The sequence below is a fragment of the Mycobacterium sp. URHB0044 genome (genome assembly GCF_000620625.1).
Taxonomy (GTDB): Bacteria; Actinomycetota; Actinomycetes; order Mycobacteriales; family Mycobacteriaceae; genus Mycobacterium.
The window spans coordinates 167,865-182,135 of sequence record NZ_JIAW01000012.1 but is presented as its reverse complement, the minus strand read 5'-3'; the positions used below and the strand labels follow the sequence as shown (position 1 = coordinate 182,135).

The following is a 14,271-nucleotide window of genomic DNA, read 5'->3' as shown; positions in this document are numbered from 1 at the left end:
TAGGACCGGGACGGGGTTTTGTTAGAGCTCTTCGGTTTCGGTGAAGTCCTGGTCGGTGTCCAGGTCGTAGCTGGCGTCGCTGTTCCAAGTACCGGTGGCGACGTCATAGCCGGCAACCTCGGACGGGTCGAACGTGGCCGGGCTGTCCTTCAGCGAGAGACCCAGCTGGTGCAGCTTGATCTTCACCTCGTCGATGGACTTCTGGCCGAAGTTGCGGATGTCCAGCAGATCGGACTCCGTGCGCGAGACCAGCTCGCCGACCGTGTGGACACCCTCGCGCTTGAGGCAGTTGTACGACCGGACGGTGAGCTCCAGGTCATCGATCGGCAGCGCGAAGCTGGCGATGTGATCGGCCTCCGCCGGCGACGGCCCGATCTCGATGCCCTCGGCCTCGACGTTGAGTTCCCGTGCCAGACCGAACAATTCGACCAGCGTCTTGCCAGCCGAGGCCAGCGCATCACGCGGGGTGATCGAGTTCTTGGTCTCGACGTCGAGGATCAGCTTGTCGAAGTCGGTGCGCTGCTCGACGCGGGTTGCCTCCACCTTGTAGGTGACCTTGAGGACCGGCGAGTAGATGGAATCGACTGGGATGCGGCCGATCTCGGCGCCCGACGCCTTGTTCTGCACGGCGGGAACGTAACCACGGCCACGCTCGACGACCAGCTCGACCTCGAGCTTGCCCTTGTCGTTCAGGGTGGCGATGTGCATGTCGGGGTTGTGCACGGTGACGCCGGCAGGCGGCACGATGTCACCCGCGGTGACCGCACCCGGGCCCTGCTTGCGCAGGTACATGGTGACGGGCTCGTCCTCCTCGGATGACACGACCAGGCCCTTGAGGTTCAGGATGATGTCGGTGACGTCTTCCTTCACCCCGGGGACGGTCGTGAACTCGTGCAGCACGCCGTCGATGCGGATGCTGGTGACCGCCGCGCCCGGAATGGACGACAGCAGCGTGCGCCGAAGCGAGTTGGCCAGGGTGTAACCGAATCCCGGCTCCAAGGGCTCGATGACGAACTTGGAACGGTTGTCGGCGAGGTTTTCCTCGGCCAGTGTGGGTCGCTGAGAGATCAGCATTTTTTTCCATCTCCTTCTCGGCACCCGCTATTTGATGCCGGTTTGGTGACCCTGCCCCCGCAATCTGTACGGGGGCAGGGGTACTGCTACTTCGAGTAGAACTCGACGATCAGCTGCTCGGCGAGCGGCACCTGGATCTGTGCGCGCTCCGGCAGCTGGTGGATGAGGATGCGCTGGCGCTCGCCGACGACTTGCAGCCAGCCCGGGATCGGGCGATCGCCCGCGGTCTGCCGTGCCAGTTCGAAGGGCAGCGTGTTCAGCGACTTCTCGCGGATGTCGATGATGTCGTACTGCGACACCCGGTAGCTCGGGATGTCGACCTTGACGCCATTGACGGTGAAGTGGCCGTGGCTGACCAGCTGGCGGGCCATGCGACGCGTGCGGGCGAGCCCGGCGCGGTACACGACGTTGTCCAGCCGGCTCTCCAGGATCTGCAGCAGGTTCTCGCCGGTCTTGCCCGCGTGGCGGTTGGCCTCTTCGTAGTAGCGACGGAACTGCTTCTCCATCACGCCGTAGGTGAAGCGGGCCTTCTGCTTCTCCTGCAGCTGCGTGCGGTACTCGCTCTCCTTGATCCGCGCGCGGCCGTGCTGGCCGGGCGGGTAGGGGCGCTTCTCGAAGGACTGATCTCCACCAACGAGGTCGACGCCGAGGCGGCGCGACTTGCGGGTGACTGGTCCGGTGTAACGAGCCATGAGTCTCTAGATCCCTTCTAGACCCGGCGCCGCTTGGGCGGACGGCAGCCGTTGTGCGGCTGCGGGGTGACATCGGAAATTGCGCCAACCTCGAGGCCGGCGGCTTGGAGTGACCGGATGGCGGTCTCGCGGCCCGAACCCGGGCCCTTCACGAACACGTCGACCTTCTTGACACCGTGCTCCTGCGCCTTGCGGGCTGCGTTCTCGGCGGCCAGCTGCGCGGCGAACGGCGTCGACTTGCGCGAACCCTTGAAGCCGACGTGGCCCGAGGATGCCCAGGCGATGACGTTGCCCTGCGGATCGGTGATCGAGACGATCGTGTTGTTGAACGTGCTCTTGATGTGCGCGGCGCCGTGCGGGACGTTCTTCTTTTCCCTGCGGCGGGTCTTCTGACCCTTCTTGGCGGCGGTGCCGCCCTTCTTCGCTTGTGCCATCCGGGGTTACCTGGCCTTCTTCTTGCCGGCGATGGTGCGCTTCGGGCCCTTGCGGGTGCGCGCGTTGGTCTTCGTCCGCTGGCCACGCACGGGAAGGCCACGGCGATGCCGCAGACCCTGGTAGCAGCCGATCTCGATCTTGCGTCGGATGTCGGCCTGCACCTCGCGGCGCAGATCACCCTCCACCTTGAGGTTGCCCTCGATGAATTCGCGGAGCTGCGCCACCTGGTCGTCGGTGAGGTCCTTGGTGCGCAGGTCGCGGTCGATGCTGGTCGCCGCCAGAATTTCCTGGGAGCGGGTACGGCCGATGCCGTAGATGTAGGTCAGCGCGATCTCCATGCGCTTGTCGCGCGGGAGGTCAACGCCCATTAGACGTGCCATTAGGCAGAGTGTTCCTTCTTCTATGCGGAGGTCTGTTCCCAGTCCGTTCCCTGCTGGTCCTTTAGGACTGCGCTGGGGCCCGGCCTCCGTGCCGGGCGTGATGAGCAGCCAATCTGCTCAGTGGTACTGGGAGGTCATCATTCAGTTGTGACGTGCGTCTGGCGCTGGGCCAGGACTCAGCCCTGACGCTGCTTGTGACGCGGATCAGAGCAGATCACCATGACCCGCCCATGCCGGCGGATCACCCTGCACTTGTCGCAGATCGGCTTTACGCTCGGGTTCACCTTCACGGCAGTTCGATCCTTCTAGGTCTTGTCGGGGACTCGCGCGAACGCTCGTCTCCGGTCTCGTAGGTGGTGTGTGTTCGGACGCGGGTTACTTGTACCGGTACACGATGCGGCCCCGGGACAGGTCATATGGAGAGAGCTCCACGACGACCCGGTCCTCGGGCAGAATGCGGATGTAGTGCTGCCGCATCTTGCCGCTGATGTGGGCGAGAACCTTGTGACCGTTCTCCAGCTCAATGCGGAACATCGCATTGGGCAGGGGCTCGACCACGCGACCCTCGACCTCGATCGCACCGTCTTTCTTGGCCATACTGTCTGGCGATCCTTAGCTTTTCGTTTCGTATCGACGTTTCGTATCGACCACGCCCGTACCGGCGCAGCCTTCGATCCGACTTAAAACGTGAGCCGGATTAGGAAAATTCCAGTATCTCCAGGACAGGGCACGCAAGTAGCCGGCACGGAAGCCGCACCGTTGGTCAATACTACTCGCTGATCCGCGCTCCCCAAAATCGCTGAGACACCGCCTCCAGCGTTCGCTCAGAGCGCGACCACTGGGCGGATATCCGCTGGACAACCAGCGCATACTTACAAGCGATGACTGGACCCGCTCCCCAGCCCCGCAAACCCGTGATTCTCACGGTCGACGACGATCCCGCCGTCTCCCGCGCCGTCGCACGTGACCTCCGTCGACACTACGGCGAGCACTACCGCATCGTCCGCGCCGAGTCCGGCCCGGACGCCCTGGAAACGCTCGCCGAACTCAAGCTACGCGGCGACACCGTCGCAGTCTTCGTCGCCGACTACCGGATGCCGCAAATGAGCGGCATCGAGTTCCTCGAAGAGGCGATGGACCTCTACCCGTTGGCTCGCCGAGTGCTGCTGACGGCCTACGCCGACACCCACGCCGCAATCGACGCCATCAACGTCGTCGACCTCGACCACTACCTCCTCAAGCCGTGGGATCCGCCGGAGGAGAAGCTCTATCCGGTCATCGACGCCCTGCTCGACGCGTGGCGCTCAGCGGGTGACCGGGTCATCCCGCACACCAAGATCATCGGCCATCCGTGGAACGCCAGATCCTCGGAGGTGCGCGAGTTCCTGGCCCGCAACAGGCTCTTCTACACGTGGTTCCGCGCCGACGAACCAAAGGGCAAGCAGCTGCTCGAGGCCGCCGGGCTGGACGAGATGACGCTGCCGGTGGTGATCACCGAACAGGGCGAGACACTCGTCGCTCCCACCGACGCCGAGCTGGCGGCAACCCTCGGGCTGACCACCACGCCTGCCGACGACTTCTACGAGCTGGTGGTCATCGGCGGCGGCCCGGCCGGGCTGGCCGCGGCTGTGTACGGCGCGTCCGAGGGCCTCAAGACGGTGCTCATCGAACGCACCGCCACCGGCGGACAGGCCGGACAGAGTTCCCGCATCGAGAACTACCTGGGCTTCCCCGACGGTCTGTCGGGTTCGCAGCTGGCCGAGCGTGCCCGTCGGCAGGCCGAGAAGTTCGAGGCCGAGCTCATCACCGCCGCAGAAGTGACGGGCATCGACATCGACGGAGCGGCCAGGACGGTGCATCTGTCGGACGGTCGGGCCATCGGGGCACGCGCGGTAATCCTCGCGATGGGCGTCGAGTACCGCGAACTCACCGCCGAAGGCTGTGCCGGGTTGACCGGGGCCGGCGTCTACTACGGCGCGACCACCTCGGTGGCGTCGGACTGCGACGACGACGAGGTGTACGTCATCGGAGGGGCCAACTCGGCCGGTCAGGCCGCGATGTACCTGTCCCGATCGGCCAAGTCGGTGACCATCGTCAGCCGCCGCACGCTCGAGGACTCGATGTCGCACTACCTGATCCAACAGATCCGGGCCAACGACAAGATCAAGGAAATGCCGAACACGGTGGTGCACGCCGTCAAGGGCAACGGCCGCCTGGAGGGCGTCTGCCTGGAGAACAGGCAGACCGGCCAGCGTGAAGAGTTCAACTGCGGCCGCATGTTCATCTTCATCGGCGCCGAACCGCGCACCGACTGGCTCGACGGCGTGGTCGCGCGCGACGACCACGGCTTCATCCTGTCCGGACCGGATCTGCGTGACGTGTGTGGCTGGACTCTGGACCGCCCGCCACACCACTTGGAAACAAGTGTGCCGGGTGTGTTTGTTGCAGGGGACGTGCGTGCCGAATCCGCCAAACGAGTGGCAGCTGCCGTCGGCGAAGGGTCGATGGCAGTGATGTTGGTACACCGCTACCTGGCGGAGTCGTAGAGAGAAGCTTAGTGATGGATGAGCCCAAAGACAGATGTCTGCCGAGTGAACTGCGAACCCTGTTCCTGTTCGAGGCGCTGACCGACGAGCAGCTGGCGGTTCTCTGCGAAAACGGGCATATCCAGACCTTCGAGCCGGGCCCCGTCGTCATCGAAGGCGAGCCTGCCACCTGCTTCTACGTCCTCATCGAGGGCGAACTGGTGATGTCCCAACGGTCGGGCGGCGTCGACATCGAAACCGGGCGCACGTCGCAGCGCGGCGTGTACTGCGGCGCATGGTCCGCGTACATACCGGGCGCGGAGAGCGTCTACTCGGCATCGGTGCGCGTGACCAAGCCGTCCCGGTTCTTCGTGCTGGACGCCGAGGCGTTCGCCCGCTTCATGAAGGCCGAGTTCCCGATGGCGGTGCATCTGCTCGAGGGACACATGGTCGGCAGCCGGCGAGCACGGGACATCATCGGCCAGCGCGAGAAGCTGCTTGCGCTCGGCCAGTTGTCGGCCGGTCTGACGCACCAATTGAACAACCCGGCCGCCGCCACCGCTCGCGCGGTTTCGGATCTCCGCGAGAAGACGGTCGGGATGCGCCACAAACTGGCGATGCTCGCCGACGGCAAGTTCACTCCCGAGGCCCTACGCGTCATGGTGAACATCCAAGACGAAGTCGCCGAGCAGGTCGCCAAGTCCAAGAACGTCGAGTTGACCGCGCTGGAAGCCTCCGACCGCGAGGAGAAGATCGGCGAATGGCTCGAAGACCACGGCATCAACTATGCGTGGGACTACGCACCGACGTTCGTCGACGCCGGCCTGGACATCGACTGGCTGGAAAGAGTGTCGGCATCGGTCGATGAAGTCGACGCCACCGCCTCGTTGCAGGGCGCTCTCGGCTGGCTGAGGTACACCATCGAGACCGAACTTTTGATGAACCAGATCGCGGAGGCCAGCAAGCGAATCTCGGCCCTGCTCGCCGGAGCGAAGCAGTACTCACAGATGGACCGCGCGGAGTATCAGAGCGCCGACGTCCACGAATTGCTGCGCAGCACGGTGATGATGTTCGGCGAGAAGTTCGGCAAGGACGGCGCGGTCAAACTCATCAAGGAGATGGACAAGTCGCTGCCTGAATTGCTCTGCTACCCAGGCGATCTCAATCAGGTCTGGACCAACATCATCGACAATGCGATTCAGGCGATGAACGGCCGCGGCACGCTCACCTTGCGCACGATGCGAGAAAACGAAGACATGATCCGCGTCGAGATCTGCGACGACGGTCCCGGCATCCCCGATGACGTCGTCGGCAGCATCTTCAACCCGTTCTTCACCACGAAGCCGTTCGGCGAGGGCACCGGTCTTGGCCTGGACCTGGCCCGTCGCATCATCGTGGAGAAGCACCACGGCGATCTGCGGGTCGAGTCCGAGCCCGGGCACACCAAGTTCATCGTCCTGCTTCCGCTGGTGGCACCCGCACCCGAGGCGTTGACCCCAACGGAGCTTCCCGTCGGAGCGGAATAGGGCGCACCGAACCCGGGGTTGACCCAACCATGACGAAACCAGACCTCGGCACGTTCGGCGTATTCGGCCACTACACGCAGTGGCAGCAGCTGACTGCCGGGCAACTCAAGGACATCGAGTCCCTCGGCTACGGAGCCATCTGGGGCGGCGGATCGCCGCCCGCCGAACTCGACTGGGTCGACACCCTTCTCGAAGCCACCACCACGCTGAAGGTGGCCACCGGCATCGTCAACATCTGGACCGCCGACGCGGCCCCCATCGCCGAGTCCTTTCATCGCATCGAGGCCGCCTACCCCGGTCGCTTCCTGTTGGGCATCGGCGTGGGCCATCCCGAGGCGCACACCGAGTACAAGAAGCCCTACGACGCGCTCACCGAATACCTCGACAAGCTCGACGAGCACGGCGTGCCCAAAGACCGCGTGGTCGTCGCGGCGTTGGGTCCGCAGGTGCTCAAGCTCTCGGCTCGGCGCAGCGCAGGCGCCCACCCCTACCTGACCACTCCGGAGCACACCGCCCAGGCGCGCGAGCTCATCGGACCGGACGCGTTCATCGCCCCCGAGCACAAGGTGATTCTGACCACCGATGCCGAGCAGGCGCGCGCCGTCGGACGCAAGGCGCTCGAGCTCTACCTCGGTCTGGCCAACTACCTGAACAACTTCAAGCGACTCGGTTTCACCGACGAGGACCTGGCCAGGCCCGGCAGCGACCGATTCGTCGACGCCGTCGTCGCCTACGGGACCGTCGACGCCATCGCAGCGCGGCTCAAGGAGCATGTTGCGGCGGGTGCCGATCATGTTCCGGTCCAGGTCCTGATGGGTACTGAGAAGCTGGTGCCCGCGCTCACCGAACTGGCAGGTCCGCTCGGTCTGCAGTGAGCCGACCTCCCCGCCCGCAACCTCGAAGGGACCCGCATGACCGACGCAGTAACGCTCAAGCCCGACTTCGGCCGATTCGGCGTATGGACGTTCGGGGCTCCCGAGCCCGAGCAGGCGGTGGAGATCGAGAGACTGGGGTACGGCGCACTGTGGATCGGCGGGTCGCCGTCCGGTGACCTGGCCTACGTGGAGCCGATTCTCGAGCAGACCGAGACGCTGCACGTCGCCACGGGCATCGTGAACGTCTGGACGGCGCCTGCCGAGCAGGTGGCGGAGGCCTATCACCGGGTCGAGGCTGCCTACCCCGGGCGGTTCCTGCTCGGCATCGGCATCGGGCATCCGGAGCACACCGACGAGTACCGCAAGCCGTACGACGTGCTGGTCGAGTACCTGGACGCGCTGGACGCCGCCCAGGTGCCCACCAGCCGACGCGTCGTCGCGGCACTGGGACCCAAGGTGCTCGAGCTGGCCGCCAAGCGCAGCGCGGGTGCACATCCGTACCTGACGACGCCCGAGCACACCGCCCAGGCCCACAATCTCATCGGCAACACGGTGTTCCTGGCTCCCGAGCACAAGGTGGTGCTGACCAGGGATGCGGCACAGGCGCGCGAGATCGGCCGCAAGACCGTGGACTTCTACCTCAACCTGAGCAACTACCTGAACAACTGGAAGCGGATCGGCTTCACCGACGCCGACATCGCCAAGCCCGGCAGCGACAAGCTCATCGACTCCGTGGTCGCCCACGGCACCCCGGAAGCGATCGCCGCGCGGCTCACCGAGCACCTCGACGCCGGCGCCGACCACGTCGCCATCCAGGTGCTCGGCGGCAAGGAGGCGCTGGTGCCGACGTTGACCGATCTGGCCGGTCCGCTGGGACTGTCGACCAAGGGGTAACGCCGGTTGGCGCTAAGGTGGCGCCATGCGTTTGCTGGTCACCGGTGGAGCCGGCTTCATCGGCGCCAACTTCGTGCACGGCGCGGTGCGGGAGCACCCCGAGGTCTCGGTGACCGTGCTCGACGCCATGACCTACGCGGGCAGCCACGAGTCGCTGGCACCGGTGCAGGACGCGGTGCGACTGGTGCGGGGTGACGTCACCGATGCCGAACTGGTCGGCAAGCTCGTCGCCGAATCCGACGCCGTGGTGCACTTCGCCGCCGAAACCCACGTCGACAACGCCATCGCCGATCCCGAGCCGTTCTTGCGGACCAACGTGATCGGCACGTTCACGATTCTCGAAGCGGTGCGCCACAACGCGATTCGGCTGCATCACGTGTCGACCGACGAGGTGTACGGCGACCTGGAGATCGACGATCCGCGCCGGTTCACCGAGGCGACGCCGTACAACCCGTCGAGCCCGTACTCGTCGACCAAGGCCGCCGCCGACATGCTGGTGCGGTCCTGGGTTCGGTCCTACGGCGTGCGCGCGACAATCTCCAACTGCTCCAACAATTACGGGCCGTACCAGCACGTGGAGAAGTTCATCCCCCGTCAGATCACGAACGTGCTCACCGGCCGACGGCCCAAGCTGTACGGCACCGGCGCCAACGTGCGCGACTGGATCCACGTCGACGACCACAACGCCGCAGTGTGGCGGATCCTGGCCGACGGCGTCATCGGGCGGACCTACCTGATCGGCGCCGACGGAGAACGCGACAACCTGTCGGTGTTGCGCTCGGTGTTGCGATTGATGGGCCGTGACGCCGACGACTTCGACTACGTGACCGACCGCGTCGGCCACGACATGCGCTACGCAATCGACCCCTCGGCGCTGCGCGACGAATTGGGTTGGATACCAACGCACACCGACTTCGAGGCGGGCCTGCGGGAGACCATCGCTTGGTACCGCGCCAACGAATCCTGGTGGCGGCCGCTGAAGGATCAGGCCGAGGCGGTCTACGAGGGCCGCGGCCAGTGACGTTCCGCGAGCTCGCCGTGCCAGGAGCGTGGGAGATCACGCCGACGGTGCACACCGATGCGCGCGGCGTCTTCTTCGAATGGTTCACCGACCGCGAATTCACGGCCATGACCGGGCATCGGCTCGACCTCCACCAGGCCAACACGTCGGTGTCGTCGGCGGGTGTGCTGCGCGGCCTGCACTTCGCGCAGCTGCCGCCGAGTCAGGCCAAGTACGTGAGCTGCCTGCGCGGTGCGGTGTTCGACGTCGTCGTCGACATCCGGGTCGGCTCGCCCACCTTCGGTCGCTGGGACTCGGTGCTGCTCGACGACCGCGACCACCGGACGGTGTACCTCTCGGAGGGCCTCGCACACGGTTTCGTTGCGCTGCAGGATGATTCGACGGTGTCCTACCTCTGCTCGACTGGCTACGACCCGCAACGCGAACACACCATCTGCCCTACCGATCCGGCGATCGGGATCGAGTGGCCCATCGCCGAGCCGACGATGTCGGATCGCGACGCCGCCGCGCCCACGCTCGCCGACGTCGAGGCCGCCGGCCTGCTCCCGACGTGGGACGAGGCGCGGGCGTTCGTCGAGGAGCTGCGCGGCCAGCACGACGACGGCTAGCCGAATTCAGCCAACCCCTTCCCGAACGACGCCGAGCGACCTACGCTAGCAAACATAGCTCGTCTCGAGGGGGGACAATGAGCAGTTCAACCACTGTATGTGAAGCATTTCAGCGAACATCTATTGTGGCGCCCGACGAAGTGGCGCTGCGAACGCCCGGCGACGCGGTGTCCATCACCTGGCGTGAGTACGCCGACAGAGTTCGTCGCATTGCGGCCGGTCTCGACCAGCTGGGCCTGCGCCATGGCGAGACACTCGGGCTCATGCTGACGAACCGTCCGGAGTTCGCACTCGTCGACATGGCCGCCACGCATCTTGGCGCCATTCCGTTCTCGGTCTACAACACCAGCGCCCCCGAGCAGCTCGAATATCTCTTCACCCACGCCGAGAACCGCATCGTCGTGACCGAACGGGCCTTCCTCGACCGCATTCTGAAGTCCGGGGTCGTCCTGGGGCACGTCGTGTGCGTGGACGGTCCGGCCGAAGGTGCCACCCTCACATTGACCGACCTCGAACTGGCCGAGCCGCGGGCGGGCTTCAACTTCGAGTCCGCTTGGCGGACAGTGAGTTCCGACGACATCTGCACGCTGATCTACACCTCCGGGACCACGGGACCCCCGAAAGGCGTGCAGATCACCCACGCGAACGTGCTGGCCGAGATCGCGTGCTTCCAGGCCGTCGCGCCGATGAAGTTCGGCGACAGATGGACGTCATTCCTGCCCGCGGCGCACATCGCCGACCGGGTAACCAGCATCTACCTGGCGTCGGCGATCGGTTCGCAGGTGACCTACGTCGCCGACCCCAAGGCCATCCTCGCCGCACTCCTGGACTGCCGTCCGAACCTGTGGTTCGCCGTCCCTCGCGTGTGGGAGAAGATCCGGGCCGGCATCGAAGCCAAGATCAACGCCGAGCCCAACGAGCACATCCTCGCCGCGACGTGGGAGGCCCTGGCGATCGGCCGGCTGAAGGTGCAACTCGGACAACGCGGTGAGTCGCTGACCACCGAACAGCAGAAGCAATGGGAACGCAGTGAGGCCCTGGTGTTCTCCAGCCTGCGGCGCGCCATCGGGCTGGACCAGTGCCGCATCGCGTGGACGGGTGCGGCCGCACTGGCCCCGGCGACCATCGAGTTCTTCCTCGCCATCGGCATCAACCTGTGCGAAATCTGGGGGATGTCGGAGCTCACCGGGCTCGCGACGGTGAATCCGCCCGACCGCATCAAGGTCGGCACCATAGGGCGTGCTGCACTGGGAATGGAGATCAAGCTCGCCGAGGATGGCGAGATCATGGCGCGGGGTCCGCTGGTGATGAAGGGCTACCGCAAGGACCCGGTGCGAACGGCGGAGACACTCGTCGACGGCTGGGTCATGACCGGTGACATCGGCACGGTGGACGAGGACGGCTACGTCACGATCGTCGATCGCAAGAAGGAGCTGATGATCAATCTCGCCGGAAAGAACATGTCCCCCACCAACATCGAGAACTCCATCAAGGCGGCATGTCCACTCATCGGCGGCATCATCGCGATCGGTGACAACCGGCCGTACAACGTCGCCCTCATTGCGCTCGACCCCGACGCCGGCGCGGCGTACGCCGAACGGACCGGGTTGTGCGATGCCTCAGGCATGACACTGGCCTGCGACCCTGGCGTCGCGCAGATCATCGCGGCAGGCGTCGCGGCAGGCAACGAGAAGCTCTCCCGCGTCGAGCAGATCAAGAAGTACGAGATTCTGCCGACGTTCTGGGAAGCGGGCGGCACCGAGCTGACGCCGACGATGAAGCTGCGGCGCAAGCCGATCAACGAGAAGTACGCCGATCGGATCGACTCCCTGTACGCCTGACCGACGCAGTCTCCTCGCCCCCGGCGACGGCGGTAATCGCCGCGGCGAACGCGATCGCCGCCGCGCAGATGGCTGCGGTCGCGGGCCAGCCGAACCAACCAACGGCTGCGGCGCCGAACGCCGTGCCGATGCTGCCGCCGATGAAGTACACCAACATGTAGGCGCTGTTGAACTGGGCGGGCGCTTCCGGATCGATCGCCAGAACGGTGCTCTGATTCGCGACCTGAGCCGCAAACAGGCCCGCGTCGAAGAGACCGAGACACACCAGGGTGGCCGGAGTGTTCGAAAGGCACAGGGCGAGTGCGGCTGCCGCGGTCACGGCGATGCCGAGTCCGACCAGAATCACCGTGCGGGCACCGACGCGGTCCGTCCAGGCGCCGGCAACGCGGGTGGCGGCGATGCCCAACAGCCCGGCAACGGCATACAGCCCGATCCGTTCCGACGAGTACGAGTACGGCGGCTGTGACAACGCAACCGCGAGCCCGGCCCACACTGCGCAGAAGGCGAAGAACCACGAGGTGCCACGACCGACTGCCAGCCTCAGTGGCCGAAATCGGGCATAGAGCCCCGGCAGCGCGCGCAGCGTCGTGAGATAGCCGGAGGTGACGGCGCCAGCGGCACCTGGCAGCAGGAAGCGCGCCGCAACCGCCATGGCCGCGCATGCGACGGCGAAGACGAGAAGCATCCCGCGCCAAGCGATCACGTCCGTGAGCCATCCGCCGACGATCCGTCCGGCAAGGATTCCCGCGGATATCCCCGAGGTGACGATGCCGAGAACCGTTGCACGCCTGGCGGGATCGGCGAAGCGGCCGCCGACGGAACTCAGCTGGGCACCGACCGAGGAACCTGCTCCTACGGCACAGGTGACGAGGCACAGCAACCACGTCGTGCCCACCGAGCTGGTGACCGCAAGCGCGGTTGCCAAGGCGCCGAACTGGATTGAGAGCACGCGACGTGGTGGGAACCGGTCGACGAGCGGTACCAGCAGGGCCAGCCCCAACATGTAGCCAACGGGCCCGAACGCGAGGGCGAGTCCAATTTCGGCGACGGATACCCGAAGGCCGCCCGCCACCTCGCCGATCGCGGGTTGGAGGGGATAGATGGTGGCGGTACCGATCGCCGCGGCAAGCGCCATGAACCAGACGACCGGTGCCCGAAGGATCGCGACGGGCGTGGTCCGGAGTGAATCGGATTGCATGCCTCGACGTTAGGAACGCGGGACACGTCGATGCTGGCGGAAATCGGACACTGCGGTTTCCGGCTACCTGGGTCTTCCGGGTACCTGCAATGCCGTTCACCCGCTAGCACTGGCGAAATGGACGCCTCGGTCGGACACGATCATCTCGTAGGTCCGAACGATTTCCCAGACAGGAGCACATCATGATCCGCAAACTCGCCATCACCGTCCCGTGGCTCGGCGCCGGTCTCTTCGCCGGTCTGGTAGCCGTCTTGCCGATCAGCGGGGCCACCACGCTGCTCGCCGACGGCCCCACGTCGACCGCCATCGACACCAACACGCCGATCGCAGCCGAGACCGGTGCGCCGGTCGGCGACGCCGGCATCGGCACGGACCCGCTGGTGCCCTACGGCATCGAGCCGCAGGCTCCGGTCACCCCCGGTTACGTCAACCGCAACCACGATGAGGGTGTCACGTCCAACGGCGAAGTGGACCTGCCCTTCTGACGGCACGTGGCGCGCCATCCGCCACGTGGCGCGCGGACCCAAACTCAAGTAATCAGGAACGTATGACGCACACACCGCTCGAGGGACTACTGGCTCGCTCGGGCGGTGTGCGCGGCATGATCTTCACGGCGTTGCCGGTAACGACGTTCGCCGTGGCGTCGTCGGTGTTGGGTCTCGTACCAGCGATCAGTGCGGCACTGGTCACCGCCGCGGTCATCCTGGGGTGGCAGCTCCTCCGCCGCGAGTCGACGCGTCCCGCGCTGTTCGGATTCGGCGGTGTGGTGGCGTGCGCGGTCTTCGCGCTCGTCACCGGCAAGGCCAAGGACTTCTACCTTCCGGGCATCGGCATGTACTTGGTCACGGCGATCGTGTTCACGATTTCGCTGGTGATTCGACGCCCGCTCGTCGGGGCGGTCTGGGCGTGGGCCACCGGTCGCGACGACACGTGGCGCCGAATTCCGCGGGTGCGCTTGGCCTTCGACGTCGTCACGCTCGCGATGGCGGCGGCATCGTGGTCCCGCTTCTTCGTCCAGTACTACCTGTACGACACGGACCAGGCGGGCCTGCTGGCGGTTGCGCGGGTGGCCATGGGCTGGCCGGTCTTCGTCGTGACCTCCACGCTGATCCTGCTGGCCGTCCGCTACGCGATTCGGGCGCTCCCGAGAACCGCGACCGCCGACGACTGAGACGCCGCTCCCCTGGCCGTGCGTCGGCGGT

16 protein-coding genes are annotated in these 14,271 nt (G+C 65.9%); 9 read left to right on the top strand and 7 right to left on the bottom strand.

Features of this window, described 5'->3' with window-relative positions:
- Positions 1-21 precede the first annotated feature (21 nt).
- From N536_RS0123530 to infA, 6 genes are all read right to left on the bottom strand, one after another.
- Positions 22-1,098, bottom strand: a complete 1,077-nt coding sequence (locus N536_RS0123530; RefSeq protein WP_255358486.1) for a DNA-directed RNA polymerase subunit alpha — start codon at positions 1,096-1,098, stop codon at positions 22-24.
- 62 nt (positions 1,099-1,160) lie between these two features.
- A complete protein-coding gene (gene rpsD, locus N536_RS0123525) occupies positions 1,161-1,766 on the bottom strand; it encodes a 30S ribosomal protein S4 (RefSeq protein WP_029115851.1) in 606 nt (201 codons plus the stop codon).
- Between the two features lie 17 nt (positions 1,767-1,783).
- The gene (gene rpsK / locus N536_RS0123520) at positions 1,784-2,200 is read right to left on the bottom strand and encodes a 30S ribosomal protein S11 (RefSeq protein ID WP_019512358.1); all 417 of its coding nucleotides are present in this window, start codon (positions 2,198-2,200) and stop codon (positions 1,784-1,786) included.
- Positions 2,201-2,206: 6 nt separating this feature from the next.
- Positions 2,207-2,581, bottom strand: a complete 375-nt coding sequence (gene rpsM / locus N536_RS0123515) for a 30S ribosomal protein S13 (RefSeq protein WP_029115850.1) — start codon at positions 2,579-2,581, stop codon at positions 2,207-2,209.
- A gap of 176 nt (positions 2,582-2,757) precedes the next feature.
- On the bottom strand, positions 2,758-2,871 hold the full coding sequence (gene rpmJ / locus N536_RS41675; RefSeq protein ID WP_003879483.1) for a 50S ribosomal protein L36: 114 nt from the start codon (positions 2,869-2,871) through the stop codon (positions 2,758-2,760).
- Between the two features lie 85 nt (positions 2,872-2,956).
- Positions 2,957-3,178, bottom strand: a complete 222-nt coding sequence (infA, locus tag N536_RS0123510; protein WP_003418601.1) for a translation initiation factor IF-1 — start codon at positions 3,176-3,178, stop codon at positions 2,957-2,959.
- Between the two features lie 284 nt (positions 3,179-3,462).
- Here infA and N536_RS0123505 point away from each other — a divergent pair, with 284 nt between their 5' ends.
- From N536_RS0123505 to N536_RS0123475, 7 genes are all read left to right on the top strand, one after another.
- On the top strand, positions 3,463-5,127 hold the full coding sequence (locus N536_RS0123505; RefSeq protein ID WP_029115849.1) for an FAD-dependent oxidoreductase: 1,665 nt from the start codon (positions 3,463-3,465) through the stop codon (positions 5,125-5,127).
- A gap of 14 nt (positions 5,128-5,141) precedes the next feature.
- On the top strand, positions 5,142-6,632 hold the full coding sequence (locus N536_RS0123500) for an ATP-binding protein (protein ID WP_036437360.1): 1,491 nt from the start codon (positions 5,142-5,144) through the stop codon (positions 6,630-6,632).
- Between the two features lie 29 nt (positions 6,633-6,661).
- Positions 6,662-7,507 carry an LLM class F420-dependent oxidoreductase gene (locus N536_RS0123495; protein WP_029115847.1) on the top strand — a complete coding sequence of 282 codons (846 nt, stop codon included), beginning with the start codon at positions 6,662-6,664 and terminating at the stop codon, positions 7,505-7,507.
- 36 nt (positions 7,508-7,543) lie between these two features.
- The gene (locus N536_RS0123490) at positions 7,544-8,401 is read left to right on the top strand and encodes an LLM class F420-dependent oxidoreductase (protein ID WP_029115846.1); all 858 of its coding nucleotides are present in this window, start codon (positions 7,544-7,546) and stop codon (positions 8,399-8,401) included.
- Between the two features lie 25 nt (positions 8,402-8,426).
- Positions 8,427-9,422, top strand: coding sequence for a dTDP-glucose 4,6-dehydratase (gene rfbB / locus N536_RS0123485; RefSeq protein ID WP_029115845.1), 996 nt, complete (start codon positions 8,427-8,429; stop codon positions 9,420-9,422).
- A complete protein-coding gene (gene rfbC, locus N536_RS0123480; RefSeq protein WP_029115844.1) occupies positions 9,419-10,030 on the top strand; it encodes a dTDP-4-dehydrorhamnose 3,5-epimerase in 612 nt (203 codons plus the stop codon). The genes rfbB and rfbC overlap by 4 nt, the downstream gene beginning before the upstream one ends.
- A gap of 77 nt (positions 10,031-10,107) precedes the next feature.
- Positions 10,108-11,871 carry a long-chain fatty acid--CoA ligase gene (locus N536_RS0123475; protein WP_029115843.1) on the top strand — a complete coding sequence of 588 codons (1,764 nt, stop codon included), beginning with the start codon at positions 10,108-10,110 and terminating at the stop codon, positions 11,869-11,871.
- Here N536_RS0123475 and N536_RS39280 read toward each other — a convergent pair.
- Positions 11,828-13,069 (bottom strand): MFS transporter, encoded by a 1,242-nt coding sequence (locus N536_RS39280; RefSeq protein ID WP_081809352.1) that lies wholly within the window; start codon positions 13,067-13,069, stop codon positions 11,828-11,830. The two genes, N536_RS0123475 and N536_RS39280, sit on opposite strands and share 44 nt — an antisense overlap.
- 182 nt (positions 13,070-13,251) lie before the next feature.
- Here N536_RS39280 and N536_RS39275 point away from each other — a divergent pair, with 182 nt between their 5' ends.
- Complete coding sequence (locus N536_RS39275; RefSeq protein ID WP_036437358.1) at positions 13,252-13,554, top strand: hypothetical protein; 303 nt, start codon at positions 13,252-13,254, stop codon at positions 13,552-13,554.
- Positions 13,555-13,616: 62 nt separating this feature from the next.
- The gene (locus N536_RS0123460; protein ID WP_029115842.1) at positions 13,617-14,240 is read left to right on the top strand and encodes a DUF3159 domain-containing protein; all 624 of its coding nucleotides are present in this window, start codon (positions 13,617-13,619) and stop codon (positions 14,238-14,240) included.
- The last annotated feature ends 31 nt before the right edge of the window (positions 14,241-14,271 follow it).

What these genes read in the sequence shown, in the direction of transcription:
- rpsD (WP_029115851.1), bottom strand. Translation starts at nt 1,766, where the DNA reads ATGGCTCGTTACACCGGACCAGTCACCCGCAAGTCGCGCCGCCTCGGC.
- rpsK (WP_019512358.1), bottom strand. Translation starts at nt 2,200, where the DNA reads ATGGCACAAGCGAAGAAGGGCGGCACCGCCGCCAAGAAGGGTCAGAAG.
- rpsM (WP_029115850.1), bottom strand. Translation starts at nt 2,581, where the DNA reads ATGGCACGTCTAATGGGCGTTGACCTCCCGCGCGACAAGCGCATGGAG.
- infA (WP_003418601.1), bottom strand. Translation starts at nt 3,178, where the DNA reads ATGGCCAAGAAAGACGGTGCGATCGAGGTCGAGGGTCGCGTGGTCGAG.
- N536_RS0123505 (WP_029115849.1), top strand. Translation starts at nt 3,463, where the DNA reads ATGACTGGACCCGCTCCCCAGCCCCGCAAACCCGTGATTCTCACGGTC.
- N536_RS0123500 (WP_036437360.1), top strand. Translation starts at nt 5,142, where the DNA reads ATGGATGAGCCCAAAGACAGATGTCTGCCGAGTGAACTGCGAACCCTG.
- N536_RS0123495 (WP_029115847.1), top strand. Translation starts at nt 6,662, where the DNA reads ATGACGAAACCAGACCTCGGCACGTTCGGCGTATTCGGCCACTACACG.
- N536_RS0123490 (WP_029115846.1), top strand. Translation starts at nt 7,544, where the DNA reads ATGACCGACGCAGTAACGCTCAAGCCCGACTTCGGCCGATTCGGCGTA.
- rfbB (WP_029115845.1), top strand. Translation starts at nt 8,427, where the DNA reads ATGCGTTTGCTGGTCACCGGTGGAGCCGGCTTCATCGGCGCCAACTTC.
- N536_RS0123475 (WP_029115843.1), top strand. Translation starts at nt 10,108, where the DNA reads ATGAGCAGTTCAACCACTGTATGTGAAGCATTTCAGCGAACATCTATT.
- N536_RS39280 (WP_081809352.1), bottom strand. Translation starts at nt 13,069, where the DNA reads ATGCAATCCGATTCACTCCGGACCACGCCCGTCGCGATCCTTCGGGCA.
- N536_RS39275 (WP_036437358.1), top strand. Translation starts at nt 13,252, where the DNA reads ATGATCCGCAAACTCGCCATCACCGTCCCGTGGCTCGGCGCCGGTCTC.
- N536_RS0123460 (WP_029115842.1), top strand. Translation starts at nt 13,617, where the DNA reads ATGACGCACACACCGCTCGAGGGACTACTGGCTCGCTCGGGCGGTGTG.